Annotated in this window: 21 protein-coding genes, 2 tRNA genes and 1 riboswitch; of the genes, 16 read left to right on the forward strand and 7 right to left on the reverse strand. The window is 41.5% G+C overall.

What is annotated here, in order from left to right; translation table 11 throughout:
- Positions 1–64 precede the first annotated feature (64 nt).
- The gene (rsuA, locus tag KZZ04_RS16315) at positions 65–763 is read right to left on the reverse strand and encodes a 16S rRNA pseudouridine(516) synthase RsuA (RefSeq protein ID WP_058403283.1); all 699 of its coding nucleotides are present in this window, start codon (positions 761–763) and stop codon (positions 65–67) included.
- A 59-nt stretch (positions 764–822) separates the two neighbouring features.
- Between rsuA and zapE the strand changes: the two genes are divergently transcribed.
- The gene (gene zapE, locus KZZ04_RS16320; RefSeq protein ID WP_219423245.1) at positions 823–1,932 is read left to right on the forward strand and encodes a cell division protein ZapE; all 1,110 of its coding nucleotides are present in this window, start codon (positions 823–825) and stop codon (positions 1,930–1,932) included.
- 46 nt (positions 1,933–1,978) lie between these two features.
- On the opposite strand, the gene galE is transcribed toward zapE, so the two are convergent.
- The gene (gene galE / locus KZZ04_RS16325; protein ID WP_219423247.1) at positions 1,979–2,995 is read right to left on the reverse strand and encodes a UDP-glucose 4-epimerase GalE; all 1,017 of its coding nucleotides are present in this window, start codon (positions 2,993–2,995) and stop codon (positions 1,979–1,981) included.
- A gap of 272 nt (positions 2,996–3,267) precedes the next feature.
- On the opposite strand from galE, the gene KZZ04_RS16330 reads away from it, so the two are divergent.
- Positions 3,268–3,759 (forward strand): DUF3016 domain-containing protein, encoded by a 492-nt coding sequence (locus KZZ04_RS16330; protein WP_219423249.1) that lies wholly within the window; start codon positions 3,268–3,270, stop codon positions 3,757–3,759.
- A 40-nt stretch (positions 3,760–3,799) separates the two neighbouring features.
- Here the strand turns inward: KZZ04_RS16330 and KZZ04_RS16335 are convergent, their stop codons facing one another.
- A complete protein-coding gene (locus KZZ04_RS16335; RefSeq protein ID WP_010555634.1) occupies positions 3,800–4,090 on the reverse strand; it encodes a hypothetical protein in 291 nt (96 codons plus the stop codon).
- A 71-nt stretch (positions 4,091–4,161) separates the two neighbouring features.
- On the opposite strand from KZZ04_RS16335, the gene KZZ04_RS16340 reads away from it, so the two are divergent.
- Positions 4,162–4,371, forward strand: coding sequence for a hypothetical protein (locus KZZ04_RS16340; protein WP_058403279.1), 210 nt, complete (start codon positions 4,162–4,164; stop codon positions 4,369–4,371).
- An 8-nt stretch (positions 4,372–4,379) separates the two neighbouring features.
- Here KZZ04_RS16340 and epmB read toward each other — a convergent pair whose 3' ends face one another.
- Entirely contained in the window at positions 4,380–5,393 is a 1,014-nt protein-coding gene (gene epmB, locus KZZ04_RS16345; RefSeq protein WP_219423251.1) for an EF-P beta-lysylation protein EpmB, read from the reverse strand.
- Between the two features lie 41 nt (positions 5,394–5,434).
- Between epmB and efp the strand changes: the two genes are divergently transcribed.
- Positions 5,435–6,001: an elongation factor P gene (gene efp / locus KZZ04_RS16350; protein WP_219423252.1), complete on the forward strand. Its 567-nt coding sequence runs from the start codon at positions 5,435–5,437 to the stop codon at positions 5,999–6,001.
- Positions 6,002–6,088: 87 nt separating this feature from the next.
- Positions 6,089–7,063, forward strand: a complete 975-nt coding sequence (gene epmA / locus KZZ04_RS16355) for an elongation factor P--(R)-beta-lysine ligase (protein ID WP_219423254.1) — start codon at positions 6,089–6,091, stop codon at positions 7,061–7,063.
- A gap of 138 nt (positions 7,064–7,201) precedes the next feature.
- Here the strand turns inward: epmA and KZZ04_RS16360 are convergent, their stop codons facing one another.
- A complete protein-coding gene (locus KZZ04_RS16360) occupies positions 7,202–9,319 on the reverse strand; it encodes a TonB-dependent receptor (protein ID WP_257903651.1) in 2,118 nt (705 codons plus the stop codon).
- Between the two features lie 130 nt (positions 9,320–9,449).
- Here KZZ04_RS16360 and KZZ04_RS16365 point away from each other — a divergent pair, with 130 nt between their 5' ends.
- The 8 genes from KZZ04_RS16365 to KZZ04_RS16400 all read left to right on the forward strand — a co-directional run bounded on the left by KZZ04_RS16365 (position 9,450) and on the right by KZZ04_RS16400 (position 17,077).
- Complete coding sequence (locus KZZ04_RS16365; protein WP_219423255.1) at positions 9,450–9,854, forward strand: thioesterase family protein; 405 nt, start codon at positions 9,450–9,452, stop codon at positions 9,852–9,854.
- 121 nt (positions 9,855–9,975) lie between these two features.
- Entirely contained in the window at positions 9,976–10,374 is a 399-nt protein-coding gene (locus tag KZZ04_RS16370; protein WP_219423256.1) for an META domain-containing protein, read from the forward strand.
- A gap of 100 nt (positions 10,375–10,474) precedes the next feature.
- A riboswitch (TPP riboswitch) is annotated at positions 10,475–10,584 on the forward strand.
- A 143-nt stretch (positions 10,585–10,727) separates the two neighbouring features.
- A complete protein-coding gene (gene thiC, locus KZZ04_RS16375; RefSeq protein ID WP_257903652.1) occupies positions 10,728–12,680 on the forward strand; it encodes a phosphomethylpyrimidine synthase ThiC in 1,953 nt (650 codons plus the stop codon).
- A 105-nt stretch (positions 12,681–12,785) separates the two neighbouring features.
- The gene (locus KZZ04_RS16380) at positions 12,786–13,793 is read left to right on the forward strand and encodes an FAD-dependent oxidoreductase (RefSeq protein ID WP_219423258.1); all 1,008 of its coding nucleotides are present in this window, start codon (positions 12,786–12,788) and stop codon (positions 13,791–13,793) included.
- Positions 13,794–13,988: a sulfur carrier protein ThiS gene (gene thiS, locus KZZ04_RS16385; RefSeq protein WP_058403273.1), complete on the forward strand. Its 195-nt coding sequence runs from the start codon at positions 13,794–13,796 to the stop codon at positions 13,986–13,988.
- A 4-nt stretch (positions 13,989–13,992) separates the two neighbouring features.
- On the forward strand, positions 13,993–14,784 hold the full coding sequence (locus KZZ04_RS16390) for a thiazole synthase (RefSeq protein ID WP_058403272.1): 792 nt from the start codon (positions 13,993–13,995) through the stop codon (positions 14,782–14,784).
- 12 nt (positions 14,785–14,796) lie between these two features.
- The gene (thiE, locus tag KZZ04_RS16395; RefSeq protein WP_219423260.1) at positions 14,797–16,335 is read left to right on the forward strand and encodes a thiamine phosphate synthase; all 1,539 of its coding nucleotides are present in this window, start codon (positions 14,797–14,799) and stop codon (positions 16,333–16,335) included.
- Entirely contained in the window at positions 16,328–17,077 is a 750-nt protein-coding gene (locus tag KZZ04_RS16400; protein WP_219423262.1) for a HesA/MoeB/ThiF family protein, read from the forward strand. Before thiE ends, KZZ04_RS16400 begins: the two co-directional genes overlap by 8 nt.
- A gap of 356 nt (positions 17,078–17,433) precedes the next feature.
- On the opposite strand, the gene asd is transcribed toward KZZ04_RS16400, so the two are convergent.
- Both asd and rsgA read right to left on the reverse strand, forming a co-directional pair.
- Entirely contained in the window at positions 17,434–18,312 is an 879-nt protein-coding gene (gene asd / locus KZZ04_RS16405) for an archaetidylserine decarboxylase (protein WP_171034611.1), read from the reverse strand.
- 15 nt (positions 18,313–18,327) lie between these two features.
- The gene (gene rsgA / locus KZZ04_RS16410; protein ID WP_058403269.1) at positions 18,328–19,386 is read right to left on the reverse strand and encodes a small ribosomal subunit biogenesis GTPase RsgA; all 1,059 of its coding nucleotides are present in this window, start codon (positions 19,384–19,386) and stop codon (positions 18,328–18,330) included.
- A gap of 162 nt (positions 19,387–19,548) precedes the next feature.
- Between rsgA and orn the strand changes: the two genes are divergently transcribed.
- From orn to KZZ04_RS16425, 3 genes are all read left to right on the forward strand, one after another.
- Positions 19,549–20,094: an oligoribonuclease gene (gene orn / locus KZZ04_RS16415; protein WP_058403268.1), complete on the forward strand. Its 546-nt coding sequence runs from the start codon at positions 19,549–19,551 to the stop codon at positions 20,092–20,094.
- 93 nt (positions 20,095–20,187) lie between these two features.
- A tRNA-Gly gene (locus KZZ04_RS16420) sits at positions 20,188–20,263 on the forward strand.
- A 38-nt stretch (positions 20,264–20,301) separates the two neighbouring features.
- Positions 20,302–20,377, forward strand: a tRNA-Gly gene (locus KZZ04_RS16425).
- Positions 20,378–20,379 lie beyond the last annotated feature (2 nt).

The following is a 20,379-nucleotide window of genomic DNA, read 5'->3' on the forward strand; positions in this document are numbered from 1 at the left end:
TATTGAGTTTCAACTGACCCCGATAAAGTAGACATCAGTCGACTAGTTTAATGACTGACCGCTCTTATAGTTTTATCTCATCTTCGGTTAATAAACGGTATTCGCCTGGGGCTAAGTTTTCATCTAATGTAATACCCGCAATTTGCTCACGGTGTAATTCAACTACTTTGTTATCCACGGCATAAAGCATACGCTTTACCTGGTGGTACTTTCCTTCACTAATTGATAAACGCAAACCGTAATTAGCTAAACGTTCAGCAATGGCGGGGCGAGTCGTGTCTTTTTCGTTATGTAGCATAACGCCTTCGCGTAATTGCGTTAGCGCTTCGTCGGTAATTGGCTCTTGGGTTTCAACTAGGTATGTTTTAAATTTATTACTGCGTGGTGAGGTAATTTTATGTGACCAGTCACCATCGTTAGTGATAATGACTAAGCCTGTTGTGTCTATATCTAACCGGCCTGCTACATGAAAGTCACTCATATTTGGCTCATCAAGTAGGTCAAACACAGTTTTGTGTAAGTCGTCGCTGTTTGCGCACACATAGCCAACAGGCTTATTTAGCATAAAGTAACGTTTACCTAAAAACACTAATGGCTCACCGTTATGTAATACTTCATCGTCTTTTGCTAGCTGAAAATTATGTGCTGTAATCGCCTCACCATTTACGCTTACTTCTTTACGCTTAATACTGGCGCGAGCTTGCGTGCGCGGTATTTCTGCTAAGTGGCTAATAAATTTATCTAAGCGGCAAGGGAATTTCATTTTTGTTCACATTTTTAGTCGGCTACAATGGGCGCGATTATAGCCGATAGTGAAATACCATGACAGTGCACAGCACACTAATTTTAAACCTATATAAGGCTAAAGTAGCCTCAGGTGAGCTGATGTATGATGCGGCCCAGCAACGTGCGGTTATGGCATTAAGCACCTTAAGCCTACAACTTCAAACACCAGTAAAATGGTGGCAAAAAGCACCAAAAATAAACGGGGTTTATTTGTGTGGGCCAGTGGGACGCGGTAAATCTATGTTAATGGATTTATTTTATAATAATGTGCCTATAGTACAAAAACAGCGCCTGCACTTTCATCACTTTATAGCACATGTTCATAGTCAATTAGCAGACTTACAAGGTCAGGCTAATCCTCTGACATTGATAGCTAAAAAATGGGCTAAAAACATTAAAGTATTATGCTTTGATGAATTTTTTGTCAGCGATATCGGCGATGCCATGATTATGGCAAGGTTGTTTAAGGCCTTGTTTGACCAAGGTGTAGTGCTGGTGGCTACCTCTAATGCAAAGCCAGAGCAGCTTTATAGCAACGGCCTGCAACGCGCAAGATTTTTACCTACAATCGATTTAATTAACGATCACTGCCACATAGTTAGTGTGGCCGGGCAGGAAGATCACCGTTTCAGATACGGTAAAAACAACTGCCATTACTTTGTTAATTTACCCAATGATGAGTTTAATAAACTGTTTACTAAGCAGTACCCTCAAGCGACTAAAAATCAAAGCTTACAGGTGCACTCGCGCGCTTTGCCATATTTATTTAAAGCGAAGAATGCGCTGATGATTGATTTTATGGCGCTGTGCTCTGGCCCTAGAAGCGCTCACGATTATATGTTTTTAGCCAAAGAGTTTGATGTTTTGTATATAGCAAACGTGCCTAAAATGGGGGTAGGGGCTACGGGTAAGGTAATAGTGCACGGGATTGAAGATAGCTATCAACGAGAAAAACAAACGCTTGATGAGCACTATTTAGATGACGAAGCACGGCGTTTTATTGCATTGGTTGATGAGTTTTACGATTGCCACAAGCTGTTAGTAATTAATGCACAGGCGCAGATTGAAACGCTTTATGAGGGTAAAAAATTAAGCTTTGAATATGCGCGAACACAGTCGCGGGTAGTCGAAATGCAAAATTGGTAAAATAAACGCGCTTAACGGTTTATGGCTAAGCGCAAATTTAATTATTTTACTTGCTGTAGCCATTTGGGTTGTTTGACTGCCAGCGCCATGTATCTTCCATCATGGCATCAATTCCTCGTACCGCTTCCCAACCTAGCTCATTTAGGGCTTTTTCAGGTGCCGCGTAACAGGCCGCAATATCGCCCGGGCGACGAGGTGATACTTGATAAGGCACGGCTTGGTTGCTTGCTTTAATAAATGCATTAACCATTTGCAGAACAGAATAACCATTACCAGTGCCCAGGTTATAGATAAGTGCACCTTTATTTTTAGCAATTTTATCTAGCGCTTTTAAGTGGCCAATAGCTAAATCTACCACGTGAATGTAGTCGCGCACACCCGTGCCATCAACTGTGTCGTAGTCATCACCAAATACAGCGAGTTGCTTTAATTTACCTACGGCAACTTGGGCAATAAATGGTAGTAAGTTATTAGGGATACCGTTAGGGTCTTCGCCAATCAAGCCTGATTCATGTGCACCAACAGGATTAAAGTAACGCAAAATAGCAAACGCAAAGCGCTCGTCAGATTTAGCGATATCTTGCAGCATCATTTCAACCATTAACTTTGATGTGCCGTATGGGTTAGTTGTGCCACCGACGGGGAAGTCTTCTTTAATAGGTAAACTGGCAGGATCGCCATAAACGGTGGCCGATGAGCTAAATACTAATTTAAACACGCCAGCATCACGCATTGCATCTACGAGCGTTAGCGTACCTTGTACGTTGTTTTGATAGTACTCAACAGGTTTAGCAACAGACTCGCCAACCGACTTTAAACCGGCAAAGTGAATAACGCTATCTATGGTGTGTTTAGCAAATATTAAGTCTAAAAACGCTTTATCAAGAATATCACCTTGATAAAAGGTTGCTTCTTTACCCGTAATTTTTTTAACGCGAGCCAGAGACTCTTGCGATGAGTTTGCTAAATTATCTATAACAACAACATCACTTCCTTGTTGCAAAAGTTCTAAAACGGTATGCGAGCCAATATAGCCTGCGCCACCGGTAACTAAAATAGTCATGAAAGCTCCGTGGGGGTCTTTATTCAATTGTTTTAATTTCAACACAAAATGACATGTTTTACATGCTTTATATTTAATTTTTAGTTTTCACAGAGGATGTTTTAACGTAGTTTTAAAAGGTACATTCGATTACATTTTGTTCGTTTATATTTACATTTAACATCTATAATTAAGTTATAGTTAATATATACCTGTTAAAATTATTTAATTAAAGTGAGCAATAGAGTGACGCCATATACATTGTGTTATGGATTACTTTTATGGAGATAGTGATGAACTCAGTAACAAAAATTTCGATGGCACTGTGTGTTGCATTGCCACTGTTTGCACATGCTGGTGAGTCTGCAGTTAAGTGGCACGATTTTAAAGACTATCGCGATGTGCGTGCATCAAACCAAGCTAAAGCGTCATACCATAAGCAAATTGTTAAGCAGTTTGAAAAGCACTTTGAAAAGCTTGCTGAACAATTGCCAAAAGATTATAAGCTGAATGTTGAAATTACAGATGTTGATTTAGCTGGCGATGTGCGTTTTAGTGGCACAAGTGAAATTCGTGTGGTTGAGCCTATTTTTTTCCCACGTATCAATCTGAATTATTCGTTAGTAGATAAAGAAGGAATTGTAATAAGTGAAGCAAATGATGTTGAACTTAAAGACATGGGATTTATGGATAGAATCAGAAGAGGAAGAGATGAGTCTTTCGATCATGAAAAACGCTTAATTACCCAGTGGTTCGGCGAGCAAATTTTAACAAGTATTGATTAAGTTATCTTGCCGCTTAATCGCGGCAAGTAATTAACTCTGATTACTTAAACGTGGCAAGTAAAGTTAGTAACTGTTGTAATTTAATGACGGTAGTTTTTAACTTTTCTTCGTTAAAGCCATCGTTTGATAAACTTTCTACATCGGCTGCAACGTCTAGTACATAGGGTTTGAAACGCTTTGCTTCAAAGTCGAACCCAGCGTCTTTTCCAAATAAGGCTTTAAATTTACCATGGCCTTGTTGTTGTAGTTCATCTAATTTTTTGTCGGCATCAAGTGCCTGACGATAAACAATTTTTAAGTTAGCGTTGAGTTGTTCAATTATAGAATCCATGGTTTTCCTAAAGCTTTGTACTGCATGGCCGATATAATACGTGGATTACATTTAAAAGTCAGGTTAGTAATATGAATATATCAGGTTCAAGTTTACCCGTTATGTCAGGGGCTAGCGAAAGTGGTGAAGTTTACAGCGCTTCTTTAGCTAAAAAACAGCAACAGGCAGACGGTGCAGCGGCACTTGCACTAATTGAAGGTGCTGCGCAATCATCAAGTGCGCAAACACCGACTAAATCGGTGACTGCCACACTTGGTAATAACATAAACGTATACGTTTAAATGTTGCTCTAAACGAGTTTGAGGTCGATAGGGGTTTTACTTTTTTGACCGCCTATTTCTCTTACTAGTTTAGGGACTAAAAATCCGGGCAGGGCTTTTAATAGCTCTGCCATTATTTTTATCGCTTGCTGTTCGTTAATATCAAAGTGGCTTGCGCCTTCTACCTTATCTAGCAAATACAAATAATAGGGCAGTACGTCGGCATCAAATAATGCCTCGCTTAGGTTTATTTGTGCATCAACGGTATCGTTCACATCTTTTAAAATAACCGCTTGGTTCAATAGCATAACGCCTGCATGTTTTAGCTTTTGCATGGCGGCTTTAAACTCGTCATCTATTTCGTTGGCGTGATTTATATGGTTAATAAATACAATTTTTAGCGGTGATTGCTTTAGCCTCGCGCATAACTCATCGGTAATACGCGCAGGTATAACAACAGGTAAACGGCTATGTATTCGCATACGTTTTATTTGTGGTAACTGTTCAAGCTCATCTAAAAACCAGCTAATGGCATCGTCTTTGGCCATAAGCGGGTCGCCACCACTTAAAATCACTTCGTTTATATTGGTATCTGATTTTATATAACTCAGTGCATCAAGCAGGCTTTTTTTATTAAGTTGGTTTTCTTGATACGGAAAGTGACGTCTAAAACAATAACGACAATTTACCGCACAGCCAGTTTTAAACATAATTAAAACACGCGATTTATACTTATGTAAAATCCCTGGTTGGGAGTTGTCTTGCTCAAGCAGAGGATCTTTATTAAAACCCGATTTAGTTAAAAACTCTTGGTGGCGCGGCATAACTTGTAGCAATAAAGGGTCGTTTGCATCACCTTTGCGCATTTTTTTTATAAAAGGCACTGGCACCCGTACAGGAAACAAACTGCGAGCTTTTAGGTCGTTTTCATGGGCTTGGCTCGATAAACCAACCATTTCAAGCAAGGTTTTTGGACAGGTAACTACATTTGCTAATTCTTTTTGCCAGTTTTTATGCAAATTTGCTTCATTTCTTTGTATCATTGGCACGTAGATTACTCGAAAAAATTAAAATAGAGGAAACGATGGCGAATTATAGCACCAACGAGTTCAAGGGCGGCCTAAAAATTATGATGGACGGCGAGCCTTGCAGTATCTTAGAAAATGAAATGGTAAAACCAGGTAAAGGCCAAGCGTTTAACCGTGTTCGTATCCGTAAGCTTATTTCTGGCAAGGTACTTGAAAAAACCTTTAAATCAGGTGAATCGGTTGAGGGTGCTGATGTAATGGATACCGACCTTGGCTATTTGTACACAGATGGTGAGTTTTGGCATTTCATGAATAACGAAACATTTGAGCAAATTGCCGCTGACGAAAAGGCATTAGGCGATGCAGGCAAATGGTTAGTTGAAAACGATGTGTGTACTATCACACTATGGAACGGCAACCCAATTGCAGTTACTCCACCAAACTTTGTAGAGCTTGAGATCACTGAAACAGATCCTGGCTTAAAAGGTGATACTGCGGGGACTGGTGGTAAACCAGCAACGCTTAGTACGGGTGCAGTAGTACGCGTTCCATTATTCGTACAAATTGGCGAAGTAATTAAAGTAGACACCCGCAGCGGTGAATATGTAGGCCGTGTTAAGTAATATTTAACGCAGCTTAAAAATACCAACCCACTTAATTAAGGGGAGGTATAAATCCCAGCCCAAGCTGGGATTTTTTTTGGAGAAAATATGTCAGCAACATCTTGGGCGCCCAGCGCAGATATAAAAACATTAAAGCAACGCGCAGATATTTTACGCACTATTCGTGAGTTTTTTCACGTGCGAAATGTAATGGAAGTAGAAACACCTAGCTTAAGTGCAGTCAGTGTCACTGACGTTCACTTAGCAAGCTTTAGTACTTCATTTGTGGGCCCAGGGCACGCTGGTGGTTTGCCGCTTTATTTACAAACATCACCCGAGTTTGCAATGAAACGCTTGTTAGCGGCCGGCTCAGGCGCTATTTTTCAGCTTTGTAAAGCCTTTAGAAATGAAGAAGCCGGTAGCCATCATAATCCTGAGTTCACAATGCTTGAGTGGTATCGCCCGGGTTTTGACGAATTTGCATTGATGAATGAAATGGATGAGTTAATTCAATGCATTCTTGATGTTGAATCAGCAACACGTATAACTTATCAAGATGTGTTTACACAAGTATTAGGCTTAGATCCACTAACAGCATCTTTAGAGCAACTAAAAGCACTTGCCTGCGAACATGGATTTGCTGATATAGCCAAAAACGAAACAAATAAAGATACCTTATTGCAGCTGTTATTTTGTATGAAAGTAGAGCCAAGTATTGGGCAAACTAAACCCTGTTTTGTCTATCACTTTCCGGCATCCCAAGCGGCTTTGGCGCAAATTTGTGAGCACGATAACCGGGTGGCAGGGCGCTTTGAGCTTTATTACAAAAATATGGAGCTAGCGAATGGTTTTAACGAGCTAACTAATGCTAAAGAGCAAGCAAAACGCTTTGATGAAGATAACCAATATCGTGCAGCGCACGGTTTAAACCACGTGCCTATGGATACCCGTTTAATAGGCGCACTTGAGCACGGACTGCCAAAGTGTGCAGGCGTTGCAATGGGAATAGACAGGCTAGTAATGCTCGCAACAAACAAAGACAAAATTAAAGACGTAATAGCATTTGATGTAGATAGGGCTTAGAAAAGTTATTAGTTTTCAGATAAAAAAACACCGCGCTTTAATTAAACGCGGTGTTTTCTAATCTTTAACTGACAACTGACAACTGACAACTGACAACTGACAACTGACAACTGACAACTGACAACTTATAACTTTATTTTACAGCTCTAGCGTAAACGTTACGCCCGCTACACGTGGTTCACCTAATTGTGTGTAGGTATGCGTTTCATAACCATCAAGTGGGTCGTTACCAAACTCAAAGCCACGCGTTGGCACAGCTTCGTCAAACACGTTGCGTGCCCATGCGCGTACTGACCACATATCAGCTTCGTAGCCAAGGCTTAAATTAACTAAGTTGCTGTTAGGCGCTTTTGAGTTATGGCTATCTGAGAAGTAGTAATCATCTTTCCCCTCAATACCCACCATGGCATAAAAAGCATTGGTAAAGTTATAGCGTGCAGTGAATGCGTATTGGTATTTAGGCGATTGCGCTTGCTCACGTCCATCTTGGTTTAAACCAGATTGCGTTACAAAGTCATCTATTTCTGTGTCTAAATAACCAGCGCTACCGGTTAATAATAGGTTGTCGGTGAGTCGGTAGTTACCTTCAATTTCAAGGCCGTAGTTACTACCAGAGCTTGCGTTATCAACGTAGCCTGTAAACTGCTGGCCTTCAACTTGCCATGCTTTTAATTGAATGTCGTCGCGGTGCATATAAAATGCCGCTAAGCGAAGCGTTAAAGCGTCATCGAGTGATGATCCTTTAACACCAAATTCACCGCTCCATAAATATTCGGGATCGAAGCTGGTGTGCTGTTGAAAAAAGTTAGCGTCTAGGTTTAAGCCTTCATCTTTTGCTTTTGCAAGCGCTTCTGAGTTAATACCACCGGCTTTGTAACCTCGGGTAATACTTGCGTAGATCATAGTGCGATCTATTACTTGATACTCAAGCGCGACTTTACCACCGAGCATAACATCGTCGGTTTCTTGTATAAACCCGTTACTGTCGGTGTAATCACCTTGGTATTGCTCAACACGTAGGCCTGTTATTAAGGTGGTTTTTGGGCCAATAGGGGTTGCTACTTGGCCATACAATGCAATATTGCTGGTTTCATAAGTAGAGGAAAACGGGCTTGCAAGCCATGTGTATTGGCGCTCTAAATCAACATCGCGGTTTTGATAGTAAAGACCCGCAACCCAGTTACCGGCTTTATCATTAAACTGTAAGTTAGCTGATTGATCATCGCGATCGCGATTATAAATATCAGTAGAGCTGTAACCCCAAGGGTGTAAGCCTGCAGCACATAGTTGCGGCTCGTTTACATCATTACATACCCAATCTTCATCGTAGCTATAAAGTAATTCGCTATCGATGGCTGAAACATTAAGGCTTACATCAAATTTATCGAAACCCGTGTAAGTGTTAGCAATACCTAGCGCGTAACTTTTTTGATTATCTTGACCTGGTTCATCAGCAACACTGTTGCGGCTGTTATCGAGCGTAAAGGCATCGTAACCATTATTTATATCAATATAATGAAAATTTAACTCAGTGCTTAGGTTTTTAGTAAGCTGAGAGTTTAATTTAAAGCGTGCAACTTGCTCGTCTTGATTTTGTGTTGATTCGTTCAAGTATAAGTTGTCTACGTAGCCGTCAGATTTCCTGCCAAAGTAGCTAACTCGAGCTGTTGTATCGTCGGTTAACCCAGTGCTTACTGCAAGGCCAGCTTCATGGCTGTTGTATGTGCCAGCACCTAAATGGAGTTTTAAACTCGGATCGCTAGTTGCTTTAGCCGATTGCATTTGAATCATACCGGCCATGCCGTCTGCACCAAAACGTGTCCCTTGTGGTCCACGGTAAATTTCTACTTGGTCAATATCAAATAGTAACGAGCTGCCACCCAACCCTGAATAGTTTATGCCGTCAATAACTAAACCAACCGAAGGATTAATTGGATCAACAAATTGAGAACGTAAACCCACGCCACGAATTTGTATAAAACGTCCACGCGACGCCCCTGCAGTAAAGTTTACGTTAGCGGCACTACCTAATATTTCGTCTAAGTAACTTGCACCACGTAGGCTTATTTCTTCTTCGCTGAGTAAGCTTGCACTGGCGCTCAAAGTTTGAATGGTTTCGCGTTGAAAGTCACCGGTAACTACAATTTTTTCTATGTCGCTATCATCAGCATTTGCTGAAAAAGAGGCGCTTAATAGCGGCAAAATTGCAGCGGTGATTAAAGACAAACGTAAGTTCATTTTGTTACTTAACTCCATTTTATGGGCTTATGCTGGGGCCTGTTGACCTTTGTAATATTCGTCTTAAAAGACAAACTGACCCTAGTAATTATTTTTATACCTGTGTTATAACGCAGCGATTATACGTAAAAAAACTAGGATTACTAATATGACTTTTAAAGTTGATTTTAAAGTACGTCATTACGAATGCGATTTACAAGGGATCGTTAATAACAGTGTTTATTTTAATTATTTAGAACATGCTCGCCATGAATTCCTATTTGCAAACGGGGTTGACTTTGCATTATTGGCTAAGCAAAAAGTTAATTTAGTTGTGATTCGTAGTGAAGTTGACTACAAGTATTCATTGGTGCCTGAGGATGAGTTTTATGTGTCTGTGGAGCCTGTTCGTATAAGTCGTTTAAAGTTTGCGTTTGAGCAAACTATTGTACGTAAACACGATCAGCAAGTGATGCTCAAAGCAAAAGTAATAGGTACTGCCGTTAACGAAAAAGGGCGTCCTTTTTTACCACCCGAAATGCAAACACTATTCATAAACTCTGATTTAGACTAATTCATATTCCATATATAACGTTTTATGAACAAAAAATTACATTTAAAACATGCAAATTTAACGGATAAATCGCATAAATATTGTTATTATGACATTAATTAGACAATGAGTTAGTAGCAGTATGAAATTAGCAGCAATACCGATGCTTGTAATCGGTTTATGTGTTGGTTGCGCATCAACAGGGACCGTTACCAGTGAGCAGCTAAAGTACACACAGTGGCAATTATCAACAATTGATGATGTAGCCTTAGAGGAACAATACACGGCTTCCGTTGGCTTTATTGAAGCACTTCAAGTAAATGGATTTGCAGGATGTAACCGATTTTTTGGCGAGGGTGAACTTAAAGAAAGTCGCCTGAGTGTACAAAAAGTTGGAATGACCCGAAAATCTTGCGGCGAAAAAACAGATAAGTTTGAACAGCAGTTTTTAAAAACGTTAAAGCAAGGTGCAACGCTTAGCATGCAAGGTCAAAAATTAGTTATGCAAGGCGAGCAAAAGTTTGTATTTGTTGCTAAATAAATTTTAGCGTTTAAAAAAATGACCCCTTGCGGGTCTTTTTTAACTGGCGTACACTCAACGCAGATTTAGTAAACGTGTTTATTAAATCAACGAACAATTTATATACTTGTCGGAGTGCCTAAGTATTGTTGCTTAGGCTGAGATCGCGAAAGCGGGATCCGTGAACCTGATCAGGTTAATACCTGCGTAGGGAACAAGCTGCCTTAAACGGGACGCTTGTGCGTCTTTTTTTATGCGTACAATAAAGCCACTCCTCGTTTTATAGGCTGCAAAGTGGCACGAAGCCACTTTACGATCTTTCTCTATTCCTTTGGAATATCTGGCAAGACAACCCTTTAGTTATGAGGTAAGTCATGTCAAACACTACAAATAAATCATCGCGTCGCGAAACGCGCGCAGCTGCATCTGAATACATTTATAATTTAACAGGGCAGCCATTTCCAAATTCTCAAAAAGTCTATGTTGAAGGCAGCCAATCAGGCGTGCGTGTGGGTATGCGCGAAATTACACTTAGTGATACGTTTATTGGTGGCACCGACGAAAATCCGGTGTATGAACCTAATGAGCCGCTTCGTGTTTACGATACATCGGGTCCTTACACCGATCCAAGTTTTGAATTAGATGTACGTAAAGGATTACCAAAATTTCGTGAGCAATGGATTGAAGGGCGCAACGATACAGAAGTACTCGACTCAGTCACCTCACAGTTTGCCCAGCAGCGCATGGCTGATGACGGATTGGATCATATTCGATTTGAACACTTACCAAAAATTCGCCGTGGTAAAGCGGGCAAAAACGTAACCCAAATGCATTACGCTCGCCAGGGGATTGTAACACCAGAAATGGAGTACGTAGCTGTACGCGAAAATATGGGCCGGGCAAAAATTCGTGAAGAATTATTAGCTGCGCAACACAAAGGAGAATCGTTTGGTGCGAGCATTCCTGACTTTATAACCCCTGAATTTGTTCGTGATGAAATAGCACGTGGTCGCGCAATTTTACCTAACAACATCAACCACCCAGAAACAGAGCCGATGATCGTTGGCCGTAACTTTTTAGTTAAAGTTAATGCCAATATTGGTAACTCATCGGTCACCTCATCTATTGAAGAAGAAGTAGAAAAAATGGTGTGGTCAACTCGTTGGGGCGCCGATACCGTAATGGATTTATCAACTGGGCGTTATATTCATGAAACGCGTGAGTGGGTAGTGCGCAACTCGCCTGTACCCATTGGCACAGTGCCCATTTATCAGGCCCTTGAAAAAGTAAACGGTGTTGCTGAAGACTTAACGTGGGAGATATTTCGCGATACGTTAATTGAACAAGCAGAGCAGGGTGTTGACTACTTTACTATTCATGCCGGTGTGCTTTTACGCTATGTCCCTATGACGGCAAAACGTGTTACTGGTATTGTATCGCGCGGTGGTTCTATTATGGCCAAGTGGTGTTTAGCGCACCATAAAGAGAACTTCCTATACACTCACTTTGAAGACATTTGCGAAATTTTAAAACAATACGATGTGTGTTTTTCATTAGGCGATGGCCTTCGCCCTGGTTCTATTGCTGATGCCAACGATGAAGCGCAATTTAGTGAGTTACGCACCTTAGGTGAGCTGACTAAAATTGCATGGAAGCACGACGTACAAGTATTTATTGAAGGTCCAGGACATGTGCCTATGCATATGATCAAAGCTAATATGGATGAGCAATTAAAACACTGCGACGAAGCGCCTTTTTATACTCTTGGTCCACTAACAACCGATATTGCACCAGGGTACGATCACATTACATCGGGTATAGGCGCTGCGCAAATAGCGTGGTATGGCTGTGCAATGCTTTGCTATGTAACACCAAAAGAGCATTTAGGCTTACCCAATAAAGAAGACGTTAAAGAAGGTTTAATTACTTACAAAATTGCAGCGCATGCCGCCGATTTAGCTAAAGGCCACCCAGGAGCGCAAGAGCGCGATAATGCGTTGTCAAAAGCGCGTTTTGAGTTTAGATGGCACGACCAATTTAATATTGGCTTAGACCCTGAACGTGCTCGCGAGTACCACGACGAAACATTGCCACAAGAGTCGGGCAAAGTCGCTCACTTTTGTTCTATGTGTGGCCCAAGATTTTGTTCGATGAAAATTAGCCAAGAAGTGCGTGATTACGCTAACGATCTAGAAGAGCGCGGTATTGATCCTAATAACGCGGGTGAGGCTATTGAAATTAAAATGATTGATGTAGAAGCGCAAATGAAAGCTAAATCAGAGGAATTTAAACAAACAGGCTCTGAAATTTACCACAAAGCAATATAAATCGGCTTTAGGCTGCGGATATCGAGTTGCATGCAATGTGATGGCTACCAAAGTACACCATTACATGTGGTTTGTGATTCGCAGCCAACGAATAGAGGAGCTGTTATGCAGTACAATATTGCGGTCGTTGGATTTGGCTTGGCGGGAAGGCTTGCTGCACTTGAGCTGAGCAAGCTGCACCATGTTAGCGTGTTTGAGGCAGATGATGAACATGCACTCAATAGCGCAGGTAAAGTCGCAGCGGCCATGCTCGCGCCATTGGCTGAGTCGGTATTATGTGAAGCCGATTTAGCACAAATGGGGTTGGATTCGATTAATCGCTGGCCTCAAATTATTGAAGAGCTTGATCACGATGTGTTTTTTCAGCAGCAAGGCACATTAGTGGTTGCGCATCAGCAAGATAAAGGCGACCTACAAAGCTTTACCCAGCGTATAAAACCTGTAGCTGGGCACAGCGCTCAGGCGTTAAATGCTCAGCAAATAGCGCAGTTAGAGCCTGAGCTTGCAAATCGCTTTAGCCAAGGTGTGTTTTTGCCATGTGAAGGGCAAATAGATAACCAGGCGTTTTATAAAGCAAGCTTTACCCTGCTTAACAAACGAAAGGTGAAGTTTGTGTTTAATCAGCGGGTAACCATTAAAAATGGTGAAATTAATAATCGCCCGTTTGATTTTATTATTGATTGCAGGGGGCTTGGCGCAAAAGCAGGGCAACTGCTTCGCGGTGTAAGAGGTGAGGTTGCGCGACTTTATGCGCCAGAAGTTAATTTAACGCGCCCAATTCGCTTAATGCATCCGCGTTATCCTATTTATATTGCACCAAAACCTAATAATGAATATGTCATTGGCGCTACCGAAATTGAATCACAAGACAGCGGTCCTGCCACGGTACGCTCAACACTTGAGTTATTGTCGGCAGCTTACACGGTGCATAGCGGGTTTGCAGAAGGGCGCTTATTAGGGATTCAAACAGGGCTTCGCCCTGCGTTTAGTGACAACAGACCACAAGTAAAAAAATCCGAAAATGTAATCAGTATTAATGGCTTATATCGTCATGGCTATATGTTGGCTCCTGTTCTTGTTGCGCAAGCACTATTGTACATAGGTGAGTATTAGATGAACATTACATTAAATGGTGAGCTTTTAGATTTAACCTCTCATGCATTACTTGAAATATTAAAAGAGTATGGAGCAGTTGCTCCTTATGCGGTGGCTGTTAACGGCATATTTATACCAAAAAGCCAGCATAACGGTTTTGTTATAAATGAAGGGGATAGCATTGAGTTGTTATCGCCTATTCAAGGTGGGTAGGCGCATGCATGTAAAAGACACTTTAAATATTTATGGTGAAGCAATTGATAGCCGATTACTAATTGGCACCGCTTTGTATCCATCGCCAGATATTATGACCCAATCAATAGAGGCGTCTGGTGCGGGGATTGTGACGGTATCACTTAGGCGACAGCAAAGCGTGGCGGCGGGAGATGACTTTTGGCAATTAATAAAAAATACGGGTTTAAAAATACTGCCCAATACGGCCGGATGTCACAGTGTAAAAGAAGCTATTACGCTTGCTCAAATGTGCCGCGAAGTATTTGCTACTGACTGGATTAAACTTGAGCTTATAGGTGACGACTATAACTTACAACCCGATCCGTTTGCTTTGCTTGAAGCCACAGAAATATTAATTAACGACGGGTTTAAAGTCCTGCCTTATTGCACCGATGATTTAGTGCTTTGCCAGCGTTTAAATGAGCTAGGGTGTGAAGTGCTTATGCCTTGGGGGGCTCCTATTGGCACCGGTAAAGGGCTTTTAAATAGTTATAATTTAAAAACAATTCGTGAGCGCTTACCAAATACGACACTTATTGTGGATGCAGGGTTAGGTTTACCGTCGCATGCCTGCCAAGCGCTTGAATTAGGGTATGATGCGGTATTATTAAATTCAGCGATTGCTGGGGCGGGTTGCCCCATTACCATGAGCCGTGCATTTAAGGCGGCGGTGGAAGCGGGACGTTTTGCTTATAACGCAAAAGCAATGCCTGAAAAAGATTTAGCAGCCCCATCAACCCCCACAATGGGCATGCCATTTTGGCATCAGCAGTAGGAAATAAATAGTATGAACAATTTAGTGTGGACAATTGCCGGATCAGACTCAGGTGGTGGTGCAGGTATTCAAGCCGATATAAAGGCGATGCAAAGCTTTGGTGTGCATGGTTGCACCGCAATTACCGCCCTCACAGCGCAAAATAGTTTAGGTGTAGAAGCTATTAATGCGGTGTCTACTGACGTGATTGAATCACAGCTTTTGGCACTTGAAAAAGATATGAAAGCCAAAGTTATTAAAATTGGCATGTTAGCAAATGTTCAGCAAATTCAATTAATAAGTGAGCATGTAGCACATTACAAAGCTAAATGGCCCGTACCACCTGTCATTGTTTACGACCCGGTTGCCATTGCATCAAGTGGTGATGTATTAACTGAAGAAGACACCGTAAGTGCCATTAAAGAATGCTTAATGCCGCTGGTGGACGTAATAACGCCTAACACGCACGAAACTCAATTATTAACCGGCGTATATTTAATTGGCCCAAGCGCTGTCAAAGACGCCGCAAATAAACTGCTAAGTTGGGGCGCAAAAGCGGTTGTTATTAAAGGTGGGCATTGGGATTACCCAAGCGGCTACTGTATTGATTATTGTGTGAATAATTTGACGCAAAATGGTGAAGAGTATTGGCTTGGTAATAAAAAAATTCAAAGCCCACACAACCATGGTACGGGGTGCTGCATGGCGTCGGTTATTGCCGCGTGTTTAGCAAAAGACTACCCACTAAAAGATGCCTTTATTTTGGCTAAAGCTTATATAAACCAAGGCTTAAAGCAGTCGGTGAGATACGGTGAAGGAATAGGACCTGTTGCGCAAACTCGCTTTCCTACACATTTAGATGACTTTCCACAAGTCATTGAGCCAGGTAGCTGGCTGGGTGATGAGCTTGATTTTGATGTGCCGCTTGAATTTAATATGGCCGCTGATTTCGCACCTTGTGAAAGTAAGCAATTAGGTTTGTATGCGGTTGTAGACAGTAATGAATGGTTAGAGAAGTGTTTACAACAAGACATTAAAACAGTTCAGCTACGTGTAAAAAATAAAACTGACGCTGAGCTTGATGAGCTTATAAAACAGGCAGTTGAACTGGGTGAAAAGCACCGCGCTCACGTATTTATTAATGATTACTGGCAGTTAGCAATAAAGCACAGTGCTTACGGTGTGCATTTAGGGCAAGAAGATTTAAACATTGCTAATTTAGCCGCTATTAAAGACGCAGGTTTAAGACTTGGGCTTTCTACCCATGGCTTTTACGAAATGCTGCGTGCGCATAACTACCGACCAAGTTACATGGCATTTGGTGCAATTTACCCTACCACGACCAAAGATATGACAGGGCAAATACAAGGGCTCGATAAACTTAAAAAGTGTGTGCCTTTAATGCAAAGCTACCCAACAGTTGCCATTGGTGGAATAAATTTAGCCCGCGCAAATGAAGTTGCGAATACAGGCGTAGGCAGTGTAGCGGTGGTAAGAGCTATTAGCGAAGCGGATGATTATATTGCAGCTATTAGCTCGCTACAAAGCGCTATAAATCAGCCTAATGGATAAGCTCAGCGATAAAGAAGCCCTGCGTTATAGCCGCCACTTATTATTAAAAGAAGTAGGGCTAGAAGGGCAGTTAGCGCTAAAAGCTGCAACGGTAGCTGTTGTAGGTGCAGGCGGCTTAGGCAGTCCTGTACTTTTATATTTAGCGGCGGCAGGTATTGGTACGCTTATATTAATAGATGATGATGCCGTTGAGCTCTCAAACTTGCAGCGCCAAGTGCTTTATAAATTAAATCACTTAGGGCAAAGTAAGGTGGCGGCCGCTGGCAAAGTATTAACAAGCCTTAATAATCAAATACACATAGTGACGCACAGTAAAAAGCTCGATGATAACAATGCCGCTAAGCTTTTAAATAATGCCGATGTAGTACTTGATTGCTCAGATAATTTTACCACGCGCTATAGTGTTAACCGCTATTGCCTAGCGAATAAAACGCGTTTAATAGCTGGTGCTGCTATTGCAACAAGTGGGCAGTTAATGGGGTTTGATTTTACACAAACTCAAAGTCCTTGCTACGGCTGTATTTTTCCAAAAACGAATAAGGCGCCAGTTATTAATTGCAGTAATTCAGGAGTAATAAGCCCGTTATTGGGTGTCATTGGTTCTATGCAGGCTCAACTTACGCTCAATATGCTGCTAGGGCATGTTGAGGGTAGTGTGCTTATTACTTTTGATGCGCTGAGTTTAAAGCAGCAACATTTTAAAGTAGTTAAAGATTTAAACTGTAAAGAGTGCGGTGGATAAAGTAAGAGGTAATTCGCGGGGGAAGCTATGAGAAGCTCTGCGTCTTGCTTGCGCATTTGAAATTTATGCTGTGTATATTTATTAATGCAAAATATCCGACGCGAGGTGAACTCGCTGCGCTTTAGAGGAAAAGATAAGCTTAAAATAAGTATTTGTTTTATCTTTTCTCATTTATTCCTCTTTCACTTCTCTTTGTACAAAATATTAAGTTATTTATTAACTGAAAGGTTAAGAAGTGGGTCGTTTTAGAGGTGGAGCATTATGTCTATATTTTGTGTGAGCAAGCTCTATTCCTACCAATAAAAAAACACCGCGTTTATCATAAACGCGGTGTTTTCTAATCTTTAACTAAAAACTTACAGCTCTTCATTTTCTTTAATTTTTGCAAACGCAGTACCTAATCGAGTTACAACTTCAGGAAGTTGATCGTCAAGTATGTCTGCTTTATTAGCGCCCCATGCAAGTACTACCGTTGAGCCTAATTTAAAGCGACCCATTTCATCTCCTTTTTTAAGGGTAATCGCGTTTTCGCCTTTAGTAGGGTAGTTCCAGCTAAATACATCACTGCCAGCTGGTGGAGTAACGGTGCCAGCCCAAATAGTCTCAATGCTAGCAACAATTGTTGCGCCTACAAGTACCATGGCGAGTGAACCAATTTCAGTCTCAAAAATAGCGACTACACGCTCGTTACGCGCAAATAAGTTGGGAACATTCTGCGCTGTAAGTGGGTTTACTGAAAATAAATCGCCCGGTACGTAAATCATTTTGCTTAATGTGCCATCAATAGGCATATGAATACGGTGGTAGTCTTTAGGTGCTAAATAAATAGTTGCAAATTTACCGCCTAAAAATGGCGTGGTGTCGTCCTCAGAGCCGCCTAATAGCGCTTGTAAGCTGTAGTCGTGGCCCTTAGCTTGAATTAGCTGTCCGTCAACTATGTCGCCTAACTGGCTTATTGCGCCGTCTACAGGATGAATAATCGTATCTGAATCTTCAACCATAGGGCGAACGCCGTCTTTAAGCGGACGAGTAAAAAACTCATTAAAGGTTTTGTAATGAGCAGGATCAGAATATTTAGCTTCGCTCATGTCTATTTTATATTGTTTAATAAACAGCTTGATAAGCGTAGTTGTTAATGCTCCGGCTTTAGCGGCTGCTAATTTACCCACAACGCGCGAAATAAAATGTTTTGGCATTGCGTATTGCATTGCTATTTTAAATTTATCTAAACTCACAGTATTTTTCCTAAATTATACGCGAGGCGCGCGAGCGCCGGCACGGCCATCGGCCATTGATTCTAAAATTCGGTGGTAACTATCAAAGCGAAGCTGAGATATTTCGCCATTAGCTACGGCTTCTTTTATTATACAGCCCGGATCGTTTAAGTGTTTGCAGTCTCTAAAACGGCATCCGCCTATAAATTCTCTAAATTCTTTAAAGCACCAAGTCACACGTTCAACGTCTAAATGCCACAATCCAAATTCACGTATACCCGGCGAGTCAATTAAGTTACCGCCACTGGGTAAGTGATGAAGGCGTGATACTGTTGTGGTGTGTTGGCCCAAGCCACTGTTCTCAGATACTTCTTTAGTTAATATTTCTGCATCTGGCAGAACAGTGTTTACCAGGGTTGATTTGCCTACGCCACTTTGGCCTACAAAAATATTATTTTTGCCAACAAGCATGTCTTTGAGCTCATCAATTCCTTCGCCTGTTATATTACTAACAAGTAGTACGCGATAATTTAATTTGCGATAAATATCGAGCACTTTTCGGATGTCATTAAGGCCAGCTTCGTCAATTAAGTCGATTTTGTTAAGGACTAAAATAGGCTCAATACCCATGTCTTCACACGCAATCAAATAACGGTCAATTATGCTGGGTGTAAACTCAGGTAATACAGCAGAAACCATCAGTATTTGGTCAATATTTGCAGCAATGACTTTTACACCATCGTAAAAGTCAGGGCGTGTTAGTTGTGAGCGACGCTCTTGTGTTGCTTCAATAACTCCCGCTAAATCGCCTTCACTGACTTTAGCGCGACGAAATAACACTTCGTCACCACACACTAAATTAGATACTGTACGACGAATATTACAGCGAAGCACGTCGCCACTTTGCGTTTCAACATCAGCGTGCTGACCAAAGCGACTGATCACAATAGCGCTTTCAACCTGACCTAAATTATCGGCCTGCCATTCTTGAGCACCTTTTTTAGCTGGTTTTGAACCTGCGCTATTAATGCGCTTTTGATGATTGGCCTTAATCTGACGTGATTGGCCTTTACTTAATTTTTTCTGTTTTGCCACTTTTGGCCTATAACCTCGTTTAAATGTCGGCTTTGAGCATAATACCAATTTGCAATAATACTTAACCGAGTTGGTATAAAAAAAGCTTTAGCTCGACGGTTGATGCTAATATGATATATCGAAATGCGTTGGATCTAAAGAAAAGCACCGTTTAAGGTAATTATGACTATTAATAAATCAAACTTAATTTGGCTCGATCTGGAAATGACCGGACTTGAACCTGCGACTGACAAAATACTCGAAATTGCAACTGTTGTCACGGATGCAGACCTTAATATATTGGCTGAAGGGCCAACTATAGCCATTCACCAAAGTGATGAGCTACTTAATGGTATGGATGAGTGGTGCACGACCCAGCATGGTAAATCAGGCTTAACTGCGCGCTGTAAAGCAAGTACGTTTGATGAAGAGTATGCGATAGCGCAAACATTAGACTTTTTAAAGCAATGGGTGCCTGCGGGGGCATCCCCAATGTGTGGAAACTCAATTGGGCAAGACAGACGCTTTATGAATAAATATATGCGTGAACTCGAAGACTTTTTCCATTACCGTAACCTCGATGTGAGTACAATTAAAGAGCTTGCAAGGCGTTGGAAGCCAGAAGTATTAGCCCAAGTAAATAAAAAAGGTTCGCACCTTGCTTTAGACGATATTAAAGATTCAATTATGGAATTGAAGGTATACAGAGAAAAATTCTTTAATTTGTAAAAAACACTTGCAAACACATCGTATTATTGTAGAATCCTGCCCCGCTCAAGACGATAACCCCCGCGGGGTTAGTGTGCTTGAGCAAGCGATTATGCGGCACTAGCTCAGTTGGTAGAGCGCGACCTTGCCAAGGTCGAGGTCACGAGTTCGAGCCTCGTGTGCCGCTCCAATTTCTCACCAAAGAAATTGGAGCTAAAGTTTAGAAATGCGGTACTAGCTCAGTTGGTAGAGCGCGACCTTGCCAAGGTCGAGGTCACGAGTTCGAGCCTCGTGTACCGCTCCAAT

The sequence above is a fragment of the Pseudoalteromonas sp. CR1 genome, from assembly GCF_019392235.1.
Lineage (GTDB): Bacteria > Pseudomonadota > Gammaproteobacteria > Enterobacterales > Alteromonadaceae > Pseudoalteromonas.